We start from the raw sequence: 22,367 nt of genomic DNA, 5'->3' as shown, positions 1-22,367 counted from the left end.
CTTCTTTTCTTCCCTGTACCCCCCCTCCCCCCCCCCCCTTTTTTCCCCCCCCCCCCCCCCCCCGGGCCCGCGCAGATCAGCGCCAGCAGCGCCGCGGGAAGGGCGGCGAGGGCGAGCGGGCGCCGGGTCTTCGGCCTGCGCCCGCTGCGATGCGTCGGGTTCCTCATCCGTTCGCCCGGCCGTCAGACCGGCAGGGCCCAGGCCTGGTCGACCCGGTGGTCGCCGCAGTCGGTCAGCCGCAGCCGCTCGGCCGGGGCGGCGGCCGCGGGAGCCGTCAGGCACATCCCGCTGACCTCCTCCACGAGGGCTCCGTCGCGGCGCTGCGACCAGCTCTGGCCGGGCTGCTCCTCAGGACGGTTCGAGCAGTCGGCCAGTTCCACGATGCGGTCCTCACCCGCCGACAGGCACTCGCCGGCCAGCCGCAGGGTCGCGTCCTTGCCCACGGTCCAGCGCTGGTCGGGGGCTCCGGTGCAGGCGGCCATCACCACGGCGCCGACGCCGGTGGTGTTGGCGCCGTCGGCGCAACGGGCGCCGTCGCCGACGATCTGCCCGGTCGGCACGGCCTCGGCGCAGCCGCGCGGGCTGAGCCGCCAGACCCCGGTGTCGTGCCCGGCCACCTTGCCGGTCAGCGTCTCGGTGACGTCGCGGCTCGTGCCGGTCCACAGGTCCTGGGCGCCGGCGGTGCAGTCGCTCATGCCGATCTCGTCGAGCGGCACGTTGATGTCCCGGGTGGCGGCGGAGCGGTTGAGCACGGCCACCGCGCGGTCGCCGTTCGCGAGCGGCCGTACCAGGATCTCGAAGGTGGCGTTGGAGGAGACCACGGAGCCCTGACGGCCCATCGGATCCTGGTCCAGTTCGATCATCCGCGTGTTGCCGAGGGCCGCGAGGCCCGCCGGGGTCAGCTTCGAGACGTCGGACGACAGGATGAACGGGGACGCCATCATGGCCCACAGGGCGACCTGGCTCCGGCTCTCGGTGGCGGTGAGCCCGGGGGCGCCCGCGATCAGGAAGTCGGGGTCGTTCCAGTTGCCGGGGCCCGCGTACCGGCCGAGCCAGCGGTTGTAGCCGTAGTTGCCGAGCACCGCGCTCCACCGCGAGGTGGCGGGTGCGGCCGGGTTGTAGACCTTGATGTCCTTGCCCTCGCGCCACAGCTGGCCGGTCTCGCCGACCCAGCCGAGGACCTTGTGCCAGTCGGAGCCGCCCCACTCGCCCTGCTGGAAGTAGGCGGGTGCGGAGGCCGACAGGACCATGTCCCGGCCGCTCTCCCGCAGGGCCTTCGCGACGGCGTTGTAGGCGTCGCGGTACGCCTCCTCCTTGGTCGCGCCCTCCGGGACCCAGAGGTTGCAGCCGTCCATCTTGACGTAGTCCACCTCCCAGGAGGCGAACTGCCGGGCGTCCTGCGCGTAGTGGTCCGCGCCGCCGCCCTGGGGGGCGCCGCTGCCCGGGTACTTCTCGCAGGTGAGGGAGCCCGCGTCCTGGTAGATGCCGAACTTCAGGCCCTTGGCGTGCAGATACTCGCCGAGCCAGGCCATGCCGTGCGGGAACTTCGCCGTGTCGACGACCAGACTGCCCTGCGCGTCACGGCTCTTGGTCATCCAGCAGTCGTCGACGGTCACCGTGTCGTAGCCCTTGGCGGCGAGCCCGGTGGACACGAGCGCGTCGGCGTTGGCCACCACCTTGGCCTCGTTGATGTCGCACATGTAGTGCGCCCAGTTGTTCCAGCCCATGGGAGGGGTGAGCGCGAGCGGGGTGTCCGAGGTCGCCCGGGGCTCGGCCGCCACCGGGGCGGGGGAGAGCGCGAGGGCGAACAGGGCGGCCGCGGTCAGGCAGGGGAGCGTTGCACGCAGGCGAGGCGGCACGGAGTCTCCTTGACGTGGGGGCAGTCGTGCGCCCAGTGCAGCGAGGCGATTACCCACTGTCAACACAAGTCGCTGATTGTCGGCCGATGACCAGCAATATGGCTGCAATCGGTGTCACACGAAAGTGCAGATACATCGTATGTTACGGTGTATCTCATGCCGCGAAGATCAGCCGCCCTGGACCGTGCGACCCCGGAGGCCATCGCCGTCGCCGCCCTGCGGATCCTCGACGAGCAAGGGCCCGGCCACTTGAGCTTCCGCACCCTCGCCGACCGGCTGGAGGTCTCCCACGCCACCGTGCAGCGCCGCTGCACCGACCTCGCCGGCCTGCTCGACCTGTGCACCGAGCACCTCGCCGGGCAGCTCCCCGAGATCCCCGCCGGCACGGACTGGGCGCAGGCCACCGAACAGCGGTTCCGCGCCCTGTACCTGCTGCTCACCGCCCACCCCGGACTGCTGGTGCTGCGCGGCAGCCGGCCCTGGCTCGGGCGTCAGCTGCTGGCCCGGCTCGTCGAGCCCGCCCTCGCCGACAGTGTGGCCGCCGGGATGACCGCCGCCGAGGCGATGGCCGTCTACCGCCGCATGTACCTGCTCACCCTGGGCAGCGCGGCCTTCGTCGACCACCGGGATCCGGCCGCGGCCACCGCCGCCTCGCGGGCGGCCCTGGCCGCACTGGATCCCGGGGAGTTCCCGGTGCTCGCGGGCGGACTGCCCGACGTACTGCCCGCCCTGACGGACCACGAGGTCTACTACGGGGCCCTGCGCCAGCTGATCGAAGCCGCCCGGCCCGCCCGGCCCGCCCGGCCCGCCCGGCCCGCCCGGCCCACCCGCTCCGCCCGGTCCACCACCCGCACCTGATGGGGAGACAGCCCATGCACGCAGCACCGGCCCAGCAGCTCGACCTCGCGGCCGTCCGCGCCGCCGCCGCCCGGATCGCGGGCGGGATACGTCCCGTCACGGTGGCGCCCGCGGCCGAAGCGGGGGTCTGGTACGCGCTGGAGTACCTCCAGCACACCGGCTCCTTCAAGGCGCGCGGCGCCCGCAACTTCCTCGCTGCCCACCACGAGGCCGGCGCCCTCCCGGCCGCCGGAGTCACCATCGCCTCCGGCGGCAACGCCGGGCTCGCCTGCGCCTGGGCGGCCCGCGCACTGTCCGTGCCCGCGACCGTGTTCCTGCCCGCCAACGCCCCGCGGGTGAAGGTGGAACGGCTGCGCGGGTACGGGGCCGAGGTACGGCTCGTCGGCGACCGGTACGCCCAGGCACTGGCCGCCTGCGAGGAGTTCGCCGCCGAGAGCGGCGCGCTGAGCAGCCACGCCTACGACCACCCGCTCATCGCGGCGGGCGCCGGGACCCTGCTGGAGGAGATCCGGGCCGCCCTGCCCGGGCTGGACACGGTGGTCGTCGCGGTCGGCGGCGGCGGACTGTTCGCCGGGGTCGCCACGGCCGCGCGCGAACACGGCGTACGAGTGGTCGCGGTCGAGCCGGAGAACTGCCGGGCCCTGAACGCGGCCCTCGCGGCGGGCCGGGTCGTGGACGTGGCCGTGGAATCCGTCGCCGCCGATTCCCTGGGGGCGACCCGGGTCTCGGCGGACGCGCTGGCCGCCGCGCAGGAGAAGAACGTGACGTCGGTCCTCGTGTCCGACACGGAGATCACGGCCGCCCGGCGCGCGCTCTGGGAGGAGCACCGGATCGTGGTCGAGGCGGGCGCGGCCACCGCCGCGGCGGCCCTGCGCGCTGCGCCCCGGCCGCTGGGCGACCGCGTCGCCGTCATCCTCTGCGGCGCCAACACGGACCCCCGGGACCTGGTGGAACAGGCTGAACAGCCGCTGACGGCGGCGCTGTGATCGAATCGTGGGCATGACGACCACCGAGCTGATCCCCGTCGCCGGCGGCAGCCACATCTGGGCCGAGAGGGCCGGGGACGGCCCCCCGCTCGTCCTGCTCCACGGATCGGTCCACGACAGCCGTCTGTGGAACCGCGTCTTCGCCGCGCTGGCACGGCACCACACCGTGGTTCGTTACGACGCCAGGGGTCATGGACGCTCGACGCCTGCGACCGCGCCGTTCCGCTACGAGGACGACCTGCTGGCGGTCCTGGACCGGTTCGGCTTCCGGTCCGCGGAGCTCGTCGGCCTGAGCATGGGAGGAGAGGTCGCGCTCAACTTCACCCTGGAACACCCCGAGCGGGTCCGCTCGCTGACGCTGATCGCAGCGTCCGCCGGCGGGCACGAGTGGCCCCAGAGCCCTGAAATGGACGCGTACGCCGCGGCGCAGCACGGATCGGACGCACGCCGCATCGCCGAGCTGGAGCTCACGCTCTGGGCGAGCCTGGGCGACCGGGCCCCGGGTTTCGACGTCATCGAACCCATGGTGCGGGAGAACGCCGAAGTCAGGGCCACCGCCGAGAAGGGACACGCCCTCGACCCCGACGAGGACGCCGTCGGCCGTCTGGACCGGATCGAGGCGCCGACGACGATCGTCGTCGGCGATCACGACCACCCGGAGATCGGCGTCATCGCCGGGCGGCTCGCCGACGGCATCCCCGGCGCGCGGCTGGAGGTGGTCGCCGACAGCGATCACTACCTGCCGCTACGGGCGCCGGGCCGACTTCTCGAACTCCTCCTCGGGTGCTCCGACGGCTCGTTCGCCGACCGCTGCGGGGAGCGCTCGCCCGGGTGACGGGGCCCGACCCGCCGCCGCATCACTCGACGTCGCTGCGCTCCAGAACCAGTCCTACGGACCCGTCCTCCAGGCCGTTGCCGTCCTCGAGGTGGAGATGGCTTCCATCGGGAACGCCTTCCCCGGCCAGCACGAGCAGATGGGCGGCCAGTGTCCTGAGCCCAGCGGCATTGGCCTCGATGACGATCTCTCTGCCAAGGTTCCGTACCTCGATCCGCGCATCCTCCTCCCACGAGAAGGCGTGCGCCGCACCGTCGGTCAGGGCGGTGAGGTGAGTGCTCTCGATGGGCGCGCCACCACGTTCGAATGTCATGCCGGACATCATGCAGCTTCCCACACACGGCCCCGGTGGCCCCGTGCGTCCCACGTATTTCAGCATCTACGCTTTGCCGCGGCGCCCTTGTCGTACCGGATCCCGGTGTCCTTGCCGAGCAGCTCCGACTCCGACTCCGAAGCGTCACTGCCGCACCCCGCAAGCAGCAGAGCCAGTCCGACGGCCCACGCGGCGCCCTTCAATCCGGGCACGTTCGCGCCCCCTTGCTGCTCACTCCGTCTGGTGATCGACTTCAAACCATCGGCGAGCAAAGCCGATTGTCCGGCATCCAGTAGGGGCAGTCGGAGCGTCTGCCCGGGGCCGGGTAGGCTCGCCCGGAAGCCGGGCTCGACTGGCCCTGCCGCAGCCTTGGCGCCCCCGAGAGACCACCCGACGCCGCACACGTCCTCCATCGTTGATGTCATCCATGGACGTCGGCCACTGCCCATGCGCGGCCTGTGCACCCGTGCCCTCCTGCCGCTCTCTTGCACGTCCCACCCAGCACCCTCACCGTGGCCGGGATGAGCTCGCGTTCTTACAACGCAGGGGGAGGGCTACACAGAGTGACTTCAGTGACGCCTTGGGCCGTAGAGACCTTCGGAGCCGTGGCAAGCCAGCTGGCCAAGGCAATCCCGGCCTGCCTCGTGGAGGCCCATGCCAGGGCTCGCCACGCTCATGAGCAGGTCCGCACACAGACCAAAGAAGCGTACGGCCATGGTCTCCACGCGGCACAGTACGAGACGCTTGCCGCCGGCCTGGCGCCACTCGACGGCTCATCCTCCCGACGCGTACAGGGCAGGACGGTGATGGTTATCGGCAACCACGCCATCCTGCCGATTCTCTACGCGAAGAGGGATGTCCCGGTCACTGCCGCGCGCCTCGCCAAGGCCTACGGCCCCCGGGCGGACCTGATCCGACGTCACGGCCCGGAGCCGATGCAACTGAAACTCGACCTCGGCTTGGAGGAGCTCGACGAGCAGCACATCCATCCGGACGTGGCGCTCCTCCCACCAGAGCTGCGGCTGGTCATCGTGGCGTACGCCTGCTCGGTCGAACAGGGCGTGATGCGGGTCGAGTGGGGCTCGGCAGAACTGCGTGACGACCGCTACCTCGTTTGGCACCACCACGAATCACTCCTTCCGCCGGCCAGGCCACGCGCTGCCTGATCGCTCGGGTCAGATCACCCCCGGCTGGCCCCCGGAGATCTGCCGAGCCGGTTCGTCCACCACTTGCGGCACGATCGGGCGAGCTCCTTCTTCCTGGTTCGGTGGTGTGGCGCCGTCTGCCACCGCCGACACCCTCGGTTCCCCGCCGCGACGGGCACGCGTGGGGCACGATGACTCAGCGCTTCTGCGCCCTGTACCGCTTGAGCAGAGCGGTGATCTTCACAGGGTCGGCAGCACCGTTCAGCTCGACCAGGAGGTCATCGGGGCAGAGCTCGTAGTGGTCGCCCCACCATCGCCGCCCCTTGTTGTCCCATATGCGGTAACCCCCGGGTACGCCCCTGGCTGCGTACCGCCTCCTGCTCACGATGATCCCCCCTCCTGCCGTGATGGCCTCGGGCACGGTACATCGCCGGCGGCAACGTGCGGTCGGCCGCCGGCGGCCGTCAGTCGTTCTCGTCCGCGCCCTCGCGGACGATCACGACCGTGCCGGCGGAGTACTGCACGACCTGCTGGCTCACCGACCCCAGCAGCGCGCCCTTGAAACCCCCGTACCCGCGGGTTCCGACCACCGTCAGGTCCGCCTCCTTCGAGGCGTCGACCAGGACCTGTGCCGGGGAGCCCTGCTCGACGCGCCGGAACACCGGTACGCCGGGCGAGGTGCCGACGGCCGCGGCGACCGTGTCCGCCAGCTTCCGGCGGGCGGCCTCCTCGGCCGTCACCGCTTCCGCTTCGGCGGTCTCGGAGGCCATCGGGTTGATGGCGAACGGATTGCGGTTCCACTCCCAGGCCATGACGGCGTGCACCCGGCTGCCCGTCATCGCGGCCTGCGCGACCGCCCAGCGCAGCGCCTCCTTGGAATGGTTCGACCCGTCCACGCCGACGACGATCAGCGGCTCGATGGTGGGTTCGCTCACGGTGGTTCCTCTCGTTTCGTCCGGATGGTCGATCTCCTCCCTGTATACACGCAGGGGTGGGTCCGACCTCGAACGACGATCGTTGCGACGGCCGACGACTTTCGAGGACAGCCCGCGGCCGCCGCCCCTTGCGAGGGTGTGAGTGTCCAGGCGACCGCCGCCGGACACGAACGGCATGGAGGAACGGGCGTGGCTCAGCGCAAGGGCTGTCTGATCGGGTGCGGGGTGGCGCTGGTACTCGGCGTGGGCCTCCTCATGGCACTGGTCTTCGGCATGGGGAAGGTCCTCGAGATGGCCGACAAGACCCTGGTCGACCCCGCGGTCTACGAGGCGGTGAAGGCCGGGGACGCGGAGAGCGAGGTCCGCGGCAAGCTCCCGTCCGGCGACAGCTTCGTCAAGAGCGCCCTCAAGGAGGGCGGACCGGCCGAGCCCGAGGGCAGCACCTGCTCCTGGTACATATCCAGCGGCGAGGCCCAGAACGGCGAAGAGACCGTGCTCCGCTTCTGCTTCAAGGACGGCAAGCTCGCGGAGAAGACCCGGTACCCCATGAAGTGACCGGATCGGCCGTCGGGCGCCGAAGTCGCGGGTCAGTTGCCCGCGTCGGCGCCCATCGGCGCTGCCGCGACACCCGCTTCGTTGCGGATGTCGCGCGGGGCCCGCCCCTCCCACCGGCGCACCGCCCGGCGCAGCGCGCGCATATCGCTGTAGCCGACCCGGGCCGCGACCGAGCGGAGCGGCAGATCGGTGGCGCGCAGGAGCTCCATGGTGTGCTCCTGGCGCACGGCCTCGACCTCCTCGCGCCAGGTCGTGCCGTGCTCGCCCAGGCGCCGCTGGAGGGTGCGCGGGCTCATCGCCAGTCGCTGCGCCACGTGCTCCAGGCTCACGGTGTCCTCCCGGAAGGCGGAGTCGAGGACCATCCGGAAGCGGTCCTGCCAGAGCAGGGCCGGCTGCGCGGACGCGATCGTCAGTGCCGCCTGCTGCGCCAGGATGCGGTCGAGCCCCGGCTGCGCCTTGGGCAGCGGTGCGCGCACGTCGTTGTCGTGGAAGGTGATCGAGTTGTACGCGGCGCCGAAGTCGATGCGGGTGGTCCCGAAGAACTCCGCCAGCTGCCGGAAGCGGCCGGACGCGCCGTGCGTCACGGAGACGCGCAGTGGGACGACGGGCCGCCCGGTGGCGGCCCGGGCCCGGGTCAGGAACACGCCCAGGGCGAAGAAGTCGATCGCCTCCACCACATCGGGACCCCAACTGCCCGTCGCGTGACGGATGGTGAAGGACCGTCCGTCCTCCTCGACCAGGAGCTTCTCCTGGGCCGCGTCACCGATGACGGCGCTGTACTCCACCGCCTGCTTCAGGGTCTCCCGGAGGCAGGGCCCGGTGGTCACCAGGTAGTCCCACAGGCCGAACGTACCGATCGGCGCCTCGGCGGTGATCAGCGCGCCGATGGCCGTACCCGGCTCCGAGAGGGTCAGCTGCTCCCACACGGCCAGCGCCGACGCGGTCGAGACCCGGGCCAGATCGTTGCCCAGCACCTCGGGTCCGAGGTCGGGTAACCGGGCGACCCTGCCCAGGCCCACACCCGATCGGTGCAAGGCGTCGACGACGAACCGCGCGAGGTGGACGGAGACGGTGCCGTCGGTGCCAGGAGAGCGCATAGGACGGACGACGCTACCAGCCGATCTCTCGAACTGGCGTGTCAAGTTCCCTCTTCGGCGCGTCGGGTCCCCTGGTGGCGCGAACGTTTCCCTCCCGGCGCGGCGGTGTTCCCCGGTGGCGCCGGGAGTCCCCTCGTTGGCGCGTGCGGGTCCTTATCAACGACTTGCGGACCGGCCTACGTTGGCGTGGATCCCGGTATGTGGATCAAGAAGCGTGCGGCGATCCGTACGGGACCACCGAGTCGAAGGAACCGATGTGACGTTCTCCCCGGCCCACTGGCAGAGCCGCCTCGACGCACTGCGCGCCGCCCATCACGTTCCCGGCGCCACCCTCGCCGTGTTCGCCGACGGGCAGATCCATGAGCTGGCGAGCGGCATCCTGCACCGTGGCACCGGGGTCGAGGCGACCACCGATTCGGTGTTCCAGCTCGGATCGATAGCGAAGCTCTACACGGCGACCCTGGTCATGCAGCTCGCCGCCGCGGGCGAACTGGACCTCGACGCGCCCGTGATCGAGGTGCTCCCGGAGTTCTCCGTCGCCGACCCGGAGGCCACCAAGACGATCACCGCCCGCCAACTCCTCAGCCATACCAGCGGCCTGACGTGTGACTTCACCCATGACGGCGGTCGCGGGGACGACTGTCTGGCCAGGTACGTGGCGGCCGCCCGGAACGTGGCACTGGACTGCCCGCCCGGCACCGCGGTCTCCTACAGCAGCGTCGGCTACAACGTCCTCGGCCGCATCGTCGAGGTCCTCACCGGACGCACCTGGGACCAGGCCCTCAAGGAGCGGCTCGTCGCCCCCCTGAGCCTGACCCACACCATGACCCTGCCCGAGGAGGCCCTGGCCTTCCGTACCGCGATGGGGCACCTTCCGGGCGAGGGGCCGGACCCGGAGCCGGCGCCGGCCTGGGACATGATGCCCCGTTCGGCCGGGCCGTACGGACGCGTCCTGGCCACCGCCGCGGACGTGCTCCGGCTGGCCAAGCTGCACCTCGACGGCGGCTCCGCCCCGGACGGCACACAGATCCTCGGCGCCCGGGCCGTCGCGGAGATGCAGCGGTGGGCGGTCGACGTACCCGACAAGTGGACGGTGAGCGCGGACGGCTGGGGGCTGGGCTGGTCTCTCTACGACTGGAACGGGGTCCCCGGGTACGGCCACGACGGCGCCTCGATCGGCCAGTACGGCTACGTGCGCGTGGTTCCCGGCGCCGATCTCATCGTCGTCCTGCTCACCAACGGGGGCGCCTCCCGCTTCCTGTACGCCGACCTGATGCGGGAACTGCTCCGCGACCTCGGCGGGGTCCACATGCCGCCCGCCTTCGCGCCGCCCGCGCGGCCCCCGGTCGTCGACATGGTCCCGCTGGCCGGCACCTACCGCCGGGAAGGGGTGGTCATCACCGTCAGCGTGCGGCCCGGCGGCGCCCCCCACCTGGTGTACGAGTTCGTCGGCGGGATGCGGGACTTCTCGCCGCCGCTGGAGATGGATCTGACGCCGCTCAGCGGCACGGTCTTCGCCGCCTCCGGCGCAGGCCCCTCCTTCAGCGGGGCCTGGATGCCCGTCGTCTTCGCCACCCTCGTGGACGGCACCCCCTGCTGCTACATCGGCATGCGCTGCGCGCCCAAGGTGGACGCCGGCTGACTCGGCACCCCCGTGCGGGTACGTGGGCATGCCCGCCGCCCCGAAGACCGCCCGACGTCAGACCAGGGTCAGGCAGAACGGGTGCCCGGCCGGGTCGGTGAGGACCCGCCACCTGTCACCGCCCGGCTGGTACTCCGGCCTGCCCGCGCCCAGTTCCAGCAGCACGGCCTCGGCCTCGTCGAGGTCGTCGACCGTGAAGTCGAGGTGCGACTGCTGGGGCAGGGACCGGTCGGGCCACTGCGGGGCCCGGTAGCCGTCCACCCGCTGGAATCCGAGGAACAGCCCGTCCTCACGGGTGAGTCCGGCGAATCCGGCGTCCGAATCGGGGTGCGGCTCGAACCCGGTGGCCCGCGCGTAGAAGGCGGCCAGCGCCTGGGGATCGGCACAGTCGAGGGTGATGGCGGTGAGCCTCATCAGAGGGGGCACGGCAACTCCTCATTTCCCTTTGAGGAGTTGGTCGACCCGGGGTACGGACAGGCCTATCAGTTCCGACACTTCCCGGAGGGTGCGCCCCTGACGCAGCTCGCCCACGGCGGCGGTGCGGATGCCCTTGACCGTCTTCGCCACGTCGGGCAGCAGCTGATCGGTGAACAGCCGCGCGGCCCGTTCCCGCGCGACGGGGGTCTCGATGCCGGCCAGGCGCGCCCGGACCGTGCTCAGGTACTCGACGGTCAAGATGCGCAGGTCATCGTGCACGTGCTGGTCGGCAGGGATGCTGTCGGTCATGGGGACAGCGTACGCAGACGTGGTAGGAATTTAAGATGACCTTCCCTGTCAGCGCGTGTCGCGCCGGGCGGGAGGAGGCCCAAGTGGGCGCCCAGGGTGAGGTGTTCGGGATGCCGTGGATCACCGCGGCGGTCAAGTGCCCCAGGCGGTCACTCCGTTGCGAGGAGCGGGTCGAGGAGGACGACCGCCGGCCCGCATTCATCACACACCAGGAGCGCCAGCATGATCCTCGAACTCGCCGTGATCTACACGACCCGGCTCGACGCCTGCCGCGACTTCTACCAGGGCATCGGCCTCGACCTCGTGCGCGAGCGGCACGGCAACGGGCCGGAGCACTACGCGGCGACGCTCGCCGACGGCGGCGTCCTGGAGCTCTACCCGGCCACGGGCCGCCCGGAGACCGGGTACCTGCGCCTCGGCCTCACCGCCCCGCCGAACGGCGCCGGGTTCCTGCCGCCGGGCCGGCACACGCTGACCGACCCGGACGGCCGTACGGTCGTCCTCACCATAGGGGCGGACCGCCCGGGGCAGGTCCCGCCGGAGCCGCACACCGGCGAGCGGACCCGGTCGGCCGGTGCCACATCCCGTACGCCGAACGGCGGCCCCGTACCTGCCGAGGGCCGCACCGGCGTCACGTACACGGAGATAGCCGAGCACTACGGCATGAGCGCCCGCTACCTGTCGGAGAATCCCCGATGGGGACGGCACCCAGGGTGGCCGGCCGCCATCGGCAAGCGCGGCAGGACCATCGAATTCGACCCGGAGGCCATCGCCCGGTTCTTCGGCGAGCACCACACCCGGGAAGCCACCGCGCTCGAACCGTCCCGCCGTTACACCGTCGTCGAGATCGCCGAGGCGTCCGGCCTGCAGCCCGACAGCATCCGGTCGGACATCAGCCGCGGCCGGTGGCCCGCTCCGGACGAGATGGACGGCGACCGGAAGCTGTGGCGGGGCGAGACGGTCGCCACGCACCTGGCCGGCCGCCGCATCTATCGCAACAAGCCCAAGTGACAGCGTTCTACGGGACGGCGGCGGCGAGGCGGAGGCCGGCGAGGGGCAGCGCGATCCGCGCGGCGGTGCGTGCCGGGAGCCGGGCGGCCCGCGCGTCGATCCAGGTGAGTACGCGGGCCTGTTCGTCCGCGTCGCACAGCGCGAGGTGGAACAGCAGCTGCCGCCAGGCGCACGCGGAGCTCTTCGCGGTGGCCGCGGGGCCGGTCGCGGCGGCGAACGCGCCCCGGGCCGCGCCGTCCCAGCCGCCCTGCGAGGCGATGCCCGCGAGCCTGGGCCCGGCGCAGCCGGGTGTGTTCCGCGGGGTGCGGCGCGAACCGCACCTCGCCGGCGAAGGGCCGTATCTCCTCGACGAGGGCGGCTGCCGCGCCGGTCTCCCCGGCACGCACCAGCCACGCGACGCAGAGCAGCGCAGCCTCCTCCGGCGCGCGCACCTCGTAGCGCCCGCTGTCGAGCAGCGACCAGAGCCGGGCGAGGCCCTCGTCGGTGAGGCAGTGGTCGAAGAGTCCGGAAGCCGGGAGCTGTTTTCCGGTGTTCCTGTCCATGGCCGGCGTGGCAGGTCCTGCCCCTGCGCCCTCCGACTTTGCAGGTCGGTGCTCTGGCTGCTGAGCTACACGCCGTTCGAGGCGAAATTTAGACGGGCGTCCGTCGCGCGCACAACCCGGCTCCGTGCGCGTCGCCGAGGGCACCGGCTAAAGCGGTTTCGCGGCGTGCGGGTAAAGCGCATTAGTGGAGACCTGCCGTGAACCATCGATAAGAAGTCAAACTTTGACGCACAAGCAGCTTCGTTATCGAATCGATACTGTCCCCAACTGCCTTTGTACTAAAGCGCATCAGTCCAGGTCGGGGTGATGGTGATCGAGGCTTCCGCGACGTGTTCCGGCCGGTGGCGCCATTCCGCACCAATGCGTCACCGGCCAGCCGTCCTCCTGCCTCATTGACGAGGTCTTGCTTTCGGACGACCGTGGGCACCGCCTCCGGCGATGAGGCCGGACTTCTGCAAAGGCGGCGACGATGACCCGTTCGAACCCGACCCGTATCGCTGTTGCCCTGCTCGCGACGGGAACCCTCCTCTCGACCGCCGCGTGCGGCCTCGACGGCGGAGCCGCCGACGCGAAGGAGGCGCAGCGGACGGGCAGGGTGGCCGGCGAGATCACCTTCCGGACCCTCCAGCTGAAGCCCACGTTCACGGCCTACATGCAGGGGGTCATCGACGCCTTCGAGCAGCGCCACCCCGAGGTCAAGGTCACCTGGGAGGACGTCCCCGGCGACGGCTACAACGAGAAACTCGTCGCGGACGCCCAGGCCGGAGCCCTCCCCGACGTGGTCAACCTCTCCACCGACTCCTTCCAGCTCCTCGGCGACCGGGGCATGCTCGCCGACGTGGCCGCCCTCGACGGCGCGTCGGCCAAGGAGTACGTGCCGGGCGCCTGGGAGCAGTTCAAACTGCCCGGCAAGGGCGACAGCGTGTACGCGTACCCCTGGTACGTGACCCCGGAGATCCTCACCTACAACAGAGAGCTCTTCGAGAAGGCCGGCCTGGACCCGGCCGCGCCGCCGACCGGCGTGGAGCAGTTCTTCGACTACGCCGAGCGGATCGCCGCCTCGTCCGGCGGCCAGTACTCCGCGTTCATGGCCGACCCCAAGGGCCGGCTGCCCGGGGACTGGCAGAAGATGGGCATCCCGATCCTCAGCGAGCAGCGCGACCGCTTCACCTTCGACACGGACCAGGCCGTCCGGTGGGTGGAGCGGATGAAGGACCTCTACGCCAAGGGCGCCATGCCCAAGGAGTCCCTCCTCAAGTCCGACGACATCAACCAGCTCTACGGCAGCGGCAAGCTCGTCTTCGGTCCGGGATCCCCGGGCTTCGTCAAGGACATCAAGCAGAACGCCCCGCAGATCTACGCCAAGACCCAGGTCGCCGGAGCCGTCACCGGCGAGCTCGGCCACATCGGCATCTACGCCCAGTCGCTCGGCATCAGGAAGGACACCAAGCACGTGGACGCGGCGGCCGAGTTCGCCAAGTGGGTCACCAACGGCCCCAACCAGGTGGAGTTCTCCAGGAAGGCCACCATCTACCCGTCCAACGCCCGGGGCCTCGCCGACCCGTTCTTCTCCGACAAGGGCGACGGCAAGGACGCGGAGACCCTCGCCCGCGCGGTCGGCGCCGACCAGCTGCGGACCGCCGCGCTCGACGCCAACACCCCCGTCCAGTGGACCAACCAGGTCGGCGACGCCGTCGTACGCGAGATGCAGAAGGCCATCAAGGGCGAACAGGCCCCCCGGACAGCCGTGCAGAAGGCGCAGGAAGCGGCGAACAAGCTCCTCGCCGCCGCGGCCGAGAAGTGACCGGCGGCGCCGCCGGCGAGCCGCGGGGCGGCGGTACGGCACACGAACGGCGTCGCGGAGCGGCGCACAGGCGGCGCGCCCTGCGGGCCATGGAGACCGAGACCGGACTGCCCCACCGCACGTGGTGGACCCCCTACCTGTTCCTCGCGCCCGGCCTGGCGATGGTGACGCTGTTCAGCCTCTGGCCGTTCGTCAACACCGTCGTCCTCTCCCTCACCGACGCCCAGATCCTGCGCGGCGGCAGCTTCGTCGGCCTCGACAACTACCGCCGCGCCTTCGCCGACCCCGACTTCTGGGTCGCGACCGGCAACAGCGTGCTGTACCTCGTGGTCGTCGTCCCCTGCCTGGTCCTCCTGCCGCTGGCCCTCGCGGTCCTCGTACAGGCGAAGATCCCCGGTATCGGCTTCTTCCGTTCCGCCTTCTACACCCCGGTGATCGCCTCCGCCGTCGTCGTCGGGCTGATCTGGCAGTGGGTGCTGCGCAGCGACGGGCTCGTCAACACCGTCTTCCAGCGGCTGCACCTGGTCTCCGAGCCGGTCCCGTTCCTGACGGACTCGGCGATGCTGCTGGTCTCCGCGATGATCGTGACCGTGTGGAAGGGCCTCGGCTACTACATGGTCTTCTACCTGGCGGCCCTCGGGAACGTCCCCGCCACCCTCCACGAGGCGGCCGCGATCGACGGCGCCGGCCCCGTCCGCCGCTTCTTCAGCATCACCGTGCCCCAGGTGAAGCCGATGATGCTGCTGGTCGGCACCCTCTCCGCCATCTCGGCGCTGCGCGTGTTCACCGAGATCTACATACTCGGCGGCGAGAGCGGCGGCCCCGGCGGTGGCGCCCGCACCCTGCCCTTCCTGATCCGGCAGGTCGGCCTCGGCTTCTCCGGCGAGACCGGCTACGCCTCCGCCATCTCCATCCTGCTGTTCCTCCTGACCCTGGTCTTCAGCCTGCTGGGCCGCCGCCTGTCGAAGGGGGACGAGCGATGAGCACGCCCTCCTCCGCCGGGAGCGGGCGGCCGCCCCGGCGCACCGCCGCCGCCCGCAGACGCCACCGGATCGGCCTGGCCGGGCGGTACGCCACGCTGGCGCTGATGCTCGTGGTCATGCTGGGCCCGATCGTCTGGCAGTTCCTGACCTCGATACGCGGCCGCACCGAGAACGTGTACGACGGCGTGCTGCCCGCGCAGCCCACCCTCGACAACTACGTACGGGTCGCCGAGTCCTTCCCGCTCCTGCAGTACGCCGCCAACACCCTCACCGTCGCCGCCCTCGCGATCACCTCGAACATGCTCTTCGCGGCGATGGGCGGCTACGCCCTCTCCCGGGCCGGCTGGAAGGGCCGGCAGGTCGTCTTCACCGTGCTGGTGGCGACCCTGATGTTCCCCTTCGAGTCCGTGATGATCTCGATGTTCCTCACCGTCCGCGAGATGGGCCTGGTCGACACCCTCATCGGCGTCTGGCTGCCCGGCGCGGTCTCCGTGCTCAACATCATGATCATGCGGGCGGCCTTCCTCGCCGTGCCCCGGGAGGTCGAGGAGGCCGCGGTCCTGGACGGGGCGGGCGAATGGACCCGCTTCACCCGGGTCTTCCTCCCCGCCGGCAAGGGCGCCCTCGCCGTCGTCTGCATCACCAGCTTCATGGGTGCCTGGGACGACTTCCTGTGGCCCCTGCTGGTCCTCACGAACAGCGACCACTACACCCTCCAGCTCGGCCTGAAGACCCTGGCCGGTGCCACCACCGTCAACGACCAGAGGCTCGTCGCCGCCGGCGCGATGGCCGCGCTCCTCCCGATGATGCTGCTCTTCTTCGCCCTCCAGCGTTTCTTCTTCAAGGGCGTGGGCGAGGGAGCCGTCAAGACCTGAGCCGGCCCGCCCGCCATCCGTACCGAGTCACGTCGTACCGAGTCACGTCGCACCGAGTCACGTCCGCACCGATACGTCCGCACCGACCACCCTCCCTGGAGCAGCAGTCATGCATGACGACCGCAGCATCACCGAACACCGCCTCCGCCGGGTTCTCAAGGAGCGCGTCAAGCCCGCCGTCCACTCCCGCGCGGTCCCGCTGACCGTCGAGCGCTGGGAGGCCCCCGGCGAACCCGTCCCCGTCGCCGAAGGGCTCGCGGCGGGCTACGAGCCCTGCGCGATCGGCGACCCGTGGGGCCCGGCCTGGGGCACCACCTGGTTCAGGGTCACCGGCACGGTCCCCGCGGACTGGGCCGGCCGCACGGTGGAAGCCGTCCTCGACCTCGGCTTCGACCGGATGATGCCCGGGTTCCAGTGCGAGGGCCTGGTCCACCGGGCCGACGGCGGCGAGGTCAAGGCCCTCAACCCGTACAACGACTGGGTGCGCGTGGCCGACCGCGCCGAGGGCGGCGAGCAGGTCGAGTGGTACGTCGAGGCCGCCTCCAACCCGGTCCTGGTCGACCACGCGGCCACGTACGAGGGGGACCTGCCGACCAGCGGCGACCAGCCCCTGTACCGGCTCGCCCGGATGGAGCTCACCGTCTTCGAGACGGAGGTCTGGGAGCTGGTCCAGGACTTGGAGGTGCTCTACGACCTGATGACCCAGCTCGACACCGCCGACGCCCGGCGGCACGAGATCCTGCGGGCGCTCGGCGCGGCGCTGGACGCCCTCGATCTCGCCGACGTGCCCGGCACGGCGGCCGCCGCCCGCGGGTGTCTGGCCCGGGTGCTCGCTGCCCCGGCCAACGCCTCCGCGCACCGGATCAGCGCGGTCGGCCACGCCCACATCGACTCCGCGTGGCTGTGGCCCCTGCGCGAGACGGTCCGCAAGGTCTCGCGCACGGCCTCCAACATGGTCAACCTGATGGACCAGCACCCCGAGTTCGTCTTCGCGATGTCACAGGCGCAGCAGCTCGACTGGATCAAGACGTACCGTCCCGAGCTCTTCGAGCGGGTCAAGAAGAAGATCGCGGACGGGCAGTTCGTGCCGGTCGGCGGCATGTGGGTGGAGTCCGACACCAACATGGTCGGCGGCGAGGCCATGGCCCGCCAGTTCCTCTACGGCAAGAAGTTCTTCCTCGACGAGTTCGGCATCGAGACGCAGAACGTCTGGCTCCCCGACTCCTTCGGCTACACCGCCGCGATGCCGCAGATCGTCAAGCTCTCCGGCTCCAAGTGGTTCCTGACCCAGAAGATCTCCTGGTCCCAGACCAACAGGTTCCCGCACCACACCTTCTGGTGGGAAGGCATCGACGGCACCCGCGTCTTCACCCACTTCCCGCCCGTCGACACCTACAACTCCGACCTCGGCGGCGCCCAACTGGCCCACGCCGCACGCAACTACCGTGAGAAGGGCCACGGTTCGCGCTCGCTCGTCCCCTTCGGCTGGGGTGACGGCGGTGGTGGCCCCACCCGCGAACACCTTGCCCGCGCCCGCCGCCAGCGGGATCTCGAAGGCTCCCCGAGGGTCCGGATCGAGCGCCCGGACGCCTTCTTCGAGAAGGCCCGTGCCGAGTACGCGGACGCGCCCGTCTGGGCCGGTGAGCTCTACCTGGAGCTGCACCGCGGCACCTACACCTCCCAGGCCAAGACCAAGCAGGGCAACCGGCGCAGCGAATCCCTGCTGCGCGAGGCCGAGCTGTGGGCGGCGACGGCCGCGGTGCGGGTCGCGGGGTACGCGTACCCGTACGAGGACCTGGAGCGGATCTGGAAGACGGTGCTGCTCCACCAGTTCCACGACATCCTGCCGGGCTCGTCCATCGCCTGGGTGCACCGCGAGGCGCGCGAGACGTACGCGGCGGTCCGTGAGGAGCTCCAGGGGATCACCCTCGCCGCGCAGCAGGCGCTGGCGGGTCAGGGCGTGCAGGAGCTCGTCTTCAACTGTGCCCCGCACGCCCGCCGCGGCGTTCCGGCCGGCGGGGCCGGCCGCCCGGCCGGGGCGGGGGAGCCGGTCACGGTGGAGGAGCGGCACGGCGGCGGGCACATCCTGGCCAACGGCCGGCTGCTGGTGGAGATCGACCGCCGCGGCCTGATCGTCTCCGTCTACGACCTGGAGGCGCGCCGCGAGACGGTCGCCCCGGGCGCCGCGGCGAACCTGCTCCAGATCCACCCCGACTTCCCGAACATGTGGGACGCCTGGGACATCGACGCGTTCTACCGCAACCGGGTCACCGACCTCGTGGAGCTGGACCGGCTGGAGGTCACCGGGAGCGGCCCGCGGTCGGCGACGGTACGCGTGACCCGCTCCTTCGGCCGGTCGGAGGCGGTCCAGCAGATCACCCTGCGGGCCGGGGCCAAGACGGTCGACATCGTCACGGAGGTGGACTGGCACGAGACGGAGAAGTTCCTCAAGGCAGCCTTCCCGCTGGACGTGAAGGCCGAACGGACGGCCTCCGAGACCCAGTTCGGGCACGTCTACCGGGCCACCCACACCAATACCTCCTGGGAGGCGGCCAAGTTCGAGATCTGCGCCCACCGCTGGATCCATGCGGAGGAGCCAGGCTGGGGGGTGGCGCTGCTCAACGACTCGACGTACGGGCACGACGTGACCCGGGACGTACGGGCCGACGGCGGCCAGACCACCACGGTCCGGCTCTCCCTGCTGCGCGCCCCGCGCTACCCCGACCCGGAGACCGACCAGGGCTCCCACACCCTGCGCTTCTCGCTCGCGCCCGGCGCCGGGATCGGGGACGCGGTCCGCGAGGGCCATGCGCTGAACCTGCCCGAGCGGGTGGTCCGCGGCGCGGGCCCGGTCGCCCCGCTGGTCGCCGTCGACGAGGACGCGGTGGTGGTCGAGGCGGTCAAGCTGGCCGAGGACCGCAGCGGTGATGTGATCGTCCGCCTCTACGAGTCCCGCGGCGGCCGCGCCCGGGCCACCCTCACCGCGTACTTCCCCGTGGCGGCGGCGGTCGAGAGCGATCTGCTCGAACGGCCCCTGGCGGGCTCGGCGGTGGGGGTGCCCACCCCGGAGGGCCGGGTCCCGCTCACCCTGCGCCCGTTCCAGATCGTGACGGTCCGCCTGCACCGCGCCTGACCGCCGCGGCAGCGGTCCCCGGCCCGGCCCCTCAGGGCCGGGGGTCCGCCGCCAGTGCGGTGCGCAGCCCGGCCAGGCGCTCGGTGTCCGGCGGGAGTTCCAGGGAGTCGAGGAGGATCAGGCCCTCGGCGGGGTCGATGCTCCCGTAGGTGTCGTGGTGGCTGCGCAGGACGGCGCGGAAGACGGCGTGGTGCAGGGCGGGTACGCGGGCGGCGGCCCGGTAGGTGCCGGTCTTGGTGGCCCAGGGCACGGGGCCCGAGTGCTCCAGCACCCGCCGGGCCCGGCGCAGCAGCGGTTCGGGGGCGCCCGGCAGCAGCCGTTCGCGATCGTTGCCGAGGACCTCGGCGAAGGCCTCGGCCGCAGTTGGGGCGTACTCGAACCAGTCGAACCAGAGCGAGCAGGTGATCGCCTCGTGCTCCGGCACGGCTTCGAGCCGCCGGCGGTAGCCGCCCCACAGCAGGTCCGGGGGGAGCGGGCCCTGCGGTCCCAGGTGCGCTGTGTGGATCTGATCGGTCACCAGGGGGTGCCATCCCAGGAGGTCCATGAGTCCGAGCGCCACCAGCAGCCGGCCGGCGACGTCGAGCGTCTCGTCGGTGAAGGCCATCGAACCGAGCCCGTTGCACAGGTCCTGCGTGGTCAGGACCCGGGCGGGCGGCTCGGCGTCGTACCACGTGCCGTGGCCGGTCTGCGTGATGCCGTCCTCGGCGAGCCAGCGCCGGGCCCGCTCGCTGTCGGGCACGTCGCCCTGGACCGGCGGGCCGCCGTCGGCGGGCCCCGGCGCCCGGTGGGGCGGCGGGACGCCGTTCGCGGTCGGGGTGCGGTGCTCGGTCATCCGGCCGACAGTACGGGGGCGGCGTGAACTCCGCCACAGCGTTGGGGGCCGCCCGCGCCCCGGCCCCGGGATTTCGGGGGCGGATGGTCCCCGGCCGTTCCGTTTGGTTATGCACTTAGTTGCAAAACCTGCCCCGTCTCGCTAGAACAGGTTCATCACCCCCGCGCGAGGAGGCGCCCCTCATGAGTTCCCAGAGCCGGTACCCGCACCTGCTGAGCCCCCTGGACCTCGGCTTCACCACCCTGCCGAACCGCGTGATCATGGGCTCGATGCACACCGGCCTCGAAGAGCACCAGGGCGGCTTCGAGCGGCTCGCCGCCTTCTACGCCGAGCGCGCCCGCGGCGGTGCCGGCCTGATCGTCACCGGCGGCATCTCCCCGAACGACGCCGGCCGCCCCTTCGAGGGAGGTTCCCGCCTCACCACCGAGGACGAGGCCGCCGAGCACCGGGTGATCACCGAGGCCGTGCACGCCGAGGGCGGGAAGATCGCGATGCAGATCCTCCACTTCGGCCGCTACGCCTACCACAAGGACCTGGTGGCCCCCAGCGCCATCCAGGCCCCCATCAGCCCCTTCGTCCCGAACGAGCTCACCGACATCGAGGTCGAGCGCACCGTCGAGGACTTCGTCCGCGCCGCCCGCCTCGCCAAGCTCGCGGGCTACGACGGCGTCGAGATCATGGGCTCCGAGGGCTACCTGGTCAACGAGTTCATCGCCGCCGCGACGAACAAGCGCACCGACCGCTGGGGCGGCGCCTACGAGAACCGCGTCCGCTTCCCGCTGGAGATCGTCCGGCGCACCCGCGCGGCCGTCGGCGAGGACTTCATCCTCATCTACCGCCTCTCCATGCTCGACCTCATCCCCGGCGGCTCCACCCTCGACGAGGTCGTCCACCTCGCCAAGGAGATCGAGGCGGCCGGCGCCACCATCATCAACACCGGCATCGGCTGGCACGAGGCCCGCATCCCCACCATCGCCACCTCCGTCCCGCGCGGCGCCTACACCTGGGTCACCAAGCGGCTGATGGGCGCGGTGTCCGTCCCCCTCGTCACCAGCAACCGCATCAACACCCCGGAGATCGCCGAGGAGCTGCTCGCCGACGGCCGCGCCGACCTGGTCTCCCTCGCCCGCCCGTTCCTGGCCGACGCCGACTTCGTCGCCAAGGCCGCGGCCGGCCGCTCCGAGACCATCAACACCTGCATCGGCTGCAACCAGGCCTGCCTCGACCACACCTTCAGCGGCAAGATCACCAGCTGCCTGGTCAACCCGCGCGCCTGCCACGAGACCGAGCTCGTGCTCTCCCCGACGCGGACCAAGAAGCGCGTCGCCGTCGTCGGAGCCGGTCCCGCCGGTCTGGCCTGCTCGGTCTCCGCCGCCGGCCGCGGCCACGCCGTCACCCTCTTCGAGGCCTCCGGCCACATCGGCGGCCAGCTCGACGTCGCCCGCCGCATCCCCGGCAAGGAGGAGTTCGAGGAGACCATCCGCTACTTCGGCACCCAGCTCGTGGAGTCCGGCGTAGAGGTCCGCCTGAACACCCGCGCCGACGTGGAGACCCTCCAGGGCTACGACGAGGTCGTCATCGCCACCGGCGTCACCCCGCGCACCCCCGACATCGAGGGCGTCGACCACGCCAACGTCGTCAGCTACCTCGACGTGCTGCGCGACGGAGCCCCCGTCGGCGAGCGCGTCGCCGTCGTCGGCGCCGGCGGCATCGGCTTCGACGTCGCCGAGTTCCTCACCGACAGCGGCGAGGGCGCCTCCCAGGACCCCGACGTCTACTTCCGCCACTGGGGCGTGGACACCACGTACGCCGGCCCCGGCGGGCTCACCGCCCCCGAGCGCCCCGCGACGCCGCGCCAGGTCCACCTCCTCCAGCGCAAGGCCACCAAGGTCGGCGCGGGCCTCGGCACCACCACCGGGTGGATCCACCGCGCGGAGCTCAAGCACCGGGGCGTCGTCTCGGTCGCGGGGGCCACGTACGACCGCATCGACGACCAGGGCCTGCACATCACCGTCGGCGGCGAACAGCACCTCGTGCCCGCCGACACGGTGGTCCTGTGCACGGGCCAGGAGCCGCGCCGCGACCTGTACGAGGCCCTGCGCGCGGCGGGCACCCCGGCCCACCTGATCGGCGGCGCCGACGTGGCGGCCGAGCTCGACGCCAAGCGGGCCATCCGCCAGGGCACGGAACTGGCCGCCGGCCTCTGACCGGAAGGGGATTGTGGCGGTCCGGCCGG

General features: G+C 71.6%; 21 protein-coding genes and 1 tRNA gene. 12 read left to right on the top strand and 10 right to left on the bottom strand.

Features of this window, described 5'->3' with window-relative positions:
* Window positions 1-182: 182 nt before the first annotated feature.
* On the bottom strand, window positions 183-1,859 hold the full coding sequence (locus ACZ4YL_RS00225) for a ricin-type beta-trefoil lectin domain protein (protein WP_468112987.1): 1,677 nt from the start codon (window positions 1,857-1,859) through the stop codon (window positions 183-185).
* A 156-nt stretch (window positions 1,860-2,015) separates the two neighbouring features.
* Here ACZ4YL_RS00225 and ACZ4YL_RS00220 point away from each other — a divergent pair, with 156 nt between their 5' ends.
* Genes ACZ4YL_RS00220 through ACZ4YL_RS00210 form a run of 3 tightly spaced genes read left to right on the top strand, consistent with a single transcriptional unit; the run spans window position 2,016 to window position 4,538 of the window.
* Window positions 2,016-2,717 carry a TetR/AcrR family transcriptional regulator gene (locus ACZ4YL_RS00220; protein ID WP_468112986.1) on the top strand — a complete coding sequence of 234 codons (702 nt, stop codon included), beginning with the start codon at window positions 2,016-2,018 and terminating at the stop codon, window positions 2,715-2,717.
* A gap of 14 nt (window positions 2,718-2,731) precedes the next feature.
* Window positions 2,732-3,703, top strand: a complete 972-nt coding sequence (locus tag ACZ4YL_RS00215; protein WP_468112985.1) for a serine/threonine dehydratase — start codon at window positions 2,732-2,734, stop codon at window positions 3,701-3,703.
* A gap of 13 nt (window positions 3,704-3,716) precedes the next feature.
* A complete protein-coding gene (locus tag ACZ4YL_RS00210; protein ID WP_468112984.1) occupies window positions 3,717-4,538 on the top strand; it encodes an alpha/beta fold hydrolase in 822 nt (273 codons plus the stop codon).
* A 22-nt stretch (window positions 4,539-4,560) separates the two neighbouring features.
* On the opposite strand, the gene ACZ4YL_RS00205 is transcribed toward ACZ4YL_RS00210, so the two are convergent.
* Window positions 4,561-4,851: an Imm32 family immunity protein gene (locus tag ACZ4YL_RS00205; protein ID WP_468112983.1), complete on the bottom strand. Its 291-nt coding sequence runs from the start codon at window positions 4,849-4,851 to the stop codon at window positions 4,561-4,563.
* A 605-nt stretch (window positions 4,852-5,456) separates the two neighbouring features.
* On the opposite strand from ACZ4YL_RS00205, the gene ACZ4YL_RS00200 reads away from it, so the two are divergent.
* Window positions 5,457-6,017: a hypothetical protein gene (locus tag ACZ4YL_RS00200; RefSeq protein ID WP_468112982.1), complete on the top strand. Its 561-nt coding sequence runs from the start codon at window positions 5,457-5,459 to the stop codon at window positions 6,015-6,017.
* Window positions 6,018-6,192: 175 nt separating this feature from the next.
* Here the strand turns inward: ACZ4YL_RS00200 and ACZ4YL_RS00195 are convergent, their stop codons facing one another.
* Window positions 6,193-6,381, bottom strand: coding sequence for a hypothetical protein (locus ACZ4YL_RS00195; protein ID WP_468112981.1), 189 nt, complete (start codon window positions 6,379-6,381; stop codon window positions 6,193-6,195).
* A gap of 79 nt (window positions 6,382-6,460) precedes the next feature.
* Window positions 6,461-6,931 (bottom strand): universal stress protein, encoded by a 471-nt coding sequence (locus ACZ4YL_RS00190; protein ID WP_468112980.1) that lies wholly within the window; start codon window positions 6,929-6,931, stop codon window positions 6,461-6,463.
* Window positions 6,932-7,120: 189 nt separating this feature from the next.
* On the opposite strand from ACZ4YL_RS00190, the gene ACZ4YL_RS00185 reads away from it, so the two are divergent.
* Entirely contained in the window at window positions 7,121-7,486 is a 366-nt protein-coding gene (locus tag ACZ4YL_RS00185; protein ID WP_468112979.1) for a hypothetical protein, read from the top strand.
* Window positions 7,487-7,518: 32 nt separating this feature from the next.
* Here the strand turns inward: ACZ4YL_RS00185 and ACZ4YL_RS00180 are convergent, their stop codons facing one another.
* Window positions 7,519-8,583, bottom strand: a complete 1,065-nt coding sequence (locus ACZ4YL_RS00180) for an AraC family transcriptional regulator (protein WP_468112978.1) — start codon at window positions 8,581-8,583, stop codon at window positions 7,519-7,521.
* A gap of 256 nt (window positions 8,584-8,839) precedes the next feature.
* On the opposite strand from ACZ4YL_RS00180, the gene ACZ4YL_RS00175 reads away from it, so the two are divergent.
* Entirely contained in the window at window positions 8,840-10,225 is a 1,386-nt protein-coding gene (locus ACZ4YL_RS00175) for a serine hydrolase domain-containing protein (protein ID WP_468112977.1), read from the top strand.
* 57 nt (window positions 10,226-10,282) lie between these two features.
* Here the strand turns inward: ACZ4YL_RS00175 and ACZ4YL_RS00170 are convergent, their stop codons facing one another.
* Together ACZ4YL_RS00170 and ACZ4YL_RS00165 are read right to left on the bottom strand one after the other, a co-directional pair.
* The gene (locus ACZ4YL_RS00170; protein ID WP_468112976.1) at window positions 10,283-10,651 is read right to left on the bottom strand and encodes a VOC family protein; all 369 of its coding nucleotides are present in this window, start codon (window positions 10,649-10,651) and stop codon (window positions 10,283-10,285) included.
* Between the two features lie 9 nt (window positions 10,652-10,660).
* Window positions 10,661-10,951 carry a hypothetical protein gene (locus ACZ4YL_RS00165; RefSeq protein WP_468112975.1) on the bottom strand — a complete coding sequence of 97 codons (291 nt, stop codon included), beginning with the start codon at window positions 10,949-10,951 and terminating at the stop codon, window positions 10,661-10,663.
* Window positions 10,952-11,173: 222 nt separating this feature from the next.
* Here ACZ4YL_RS00165 and ACZ4YL_RS00160 point away from each other — a divergent pair, with 222 nt between their 5' ends.
* Entirely contained in the window at window positions 11,174-11,962 is a 789-nt protein-coding gene (locus tag ACZ4YL_RS00160; protein ID WP_468112974.1) for a hypothetical protein, read from the top strand.
* A 7-nt stretch (window positions 11,963-11,969) separates the two neighbouring features.
* On the opposite strand, the gene ACZ4YL_RS00155 is transcribed toward ACZ4YL_RS00160, so the two are convergent.
* A complete protein-coding gene (locus ACZ4YL_RS00155; RefSeq protein WP_468112973.1) occupies window positions 11,970-12,344 on the bottom strand; it encodes a hypothetical protein in 375 nt (124 codons plus the stop codon).
* Between the two features lie 159 nt (window positions 12,345-12,503).
* A tRNA-Cys gene (locus tag ACZ4YL_RS00150) sits at window positions 12,504-12,579 on the bottom strand.
* A 394-nt stretch (window positions 12,580-12,973) separates the two neighbouring features.
* Between ACZ4YL_RS00150 and ACZ4YL_RS00145 the strand changes: the two genes are divergently transcribed.
* The 4 genes from ACZ4YL_RS00145 (at window position 12,974) to ACZ4YL_RS00130 (ending at window position 19,299) form a co-directional block, all read left to right on the top strand.
* Window positions 12,974-14,308, top strand: a complete 1,335-nt coding sequence (locus ACZ4YL_RS00145; RefSeq protein ID WP_468112972.1) for an ABC transporter substrate-binding protein — start codon at window positions 12,974-12,976, stop codon at window positions 14,306-14,308.
* Between the two features lie 89 nt (window positions 14,309-14,397).
* A complete protein-coding gene (locus ACZ4YL_RS00140) occupies window positions 14,398-15,291 on the top strand; it encodes a carbohydrate ABC transporter permease (protein ID WP_468112971.1) in 894 nt (297 codons plus the stop codon).
* Window positions 15,288-16,166 (top strand): carbohydrate ABC transporter permease, encoded by an 879-nt coding sequence (locus ACZ4YL_RS00135; protein WP_468112970.1) that lies wholly within the window; start codon window positions 15,288-15,290, stop codon window positions 16,164-16,166. The genes ACZ4YL_RS00140 and ACZ4YL_RS00135 overlap by 4 nt, the downstream gene beginning before the upstream one ends.
* 109 nt (window positions 16,167-16,275) lie before the next feature.
* A complete protein-coding gene (locus tag ACZ4YL_RS00130) occupies window positions 16,276-19,299 on the top strand; it encodes an alpha-mannosidase (RefSeq protein ID WP_468112969.1) in 3,024 nt (1,007 codons plus the stop codon).
* Window positions 19,300-19,330: 31 nt separating this feature from the next.
* Here ACZ4YL_RS00130 and ACZ4YL_RS00125 read toward each other — a convergent pair whose 3' ends face one another.
* Complete coding sequence (locus tag ACZ4YL_RS00125; RefSeq protein WP_468112968.1) at window positions 19,331-20,131, bottom strand: hypothetical protein; 801 nt, start codon at window positions 20,129-20,131, stop codon at window positions 19,331-19,333.
* 182 nt (window positions 20,132-20,313) lie between these two features.
* Here ACZ4YL_RS00125 and ACZ4YL_RS00120 point away from each other — a divergent pair, with 182 nt between their 5' ends.
* Window positions 20,314-22,338, top strand: a complete 2,025-nt coding sequence (locus ACZ4YL_RS00120) for an oxidoreductase (protein WP_468112967.1) — start codon at window positions 20,314-20,316, stop codon at window positions 22,336-22,338.
* Window positions 22,339-22,367: the final 29 nt, after the last annotated feature.

The organism is Streptomyces sp. NPDC030021 (assembly GCF_055574035.1).
Note: the sequence above shows the minus strand (reverse complement) of the source record. Positions and strands in the feature narration are given on the sequence as shown.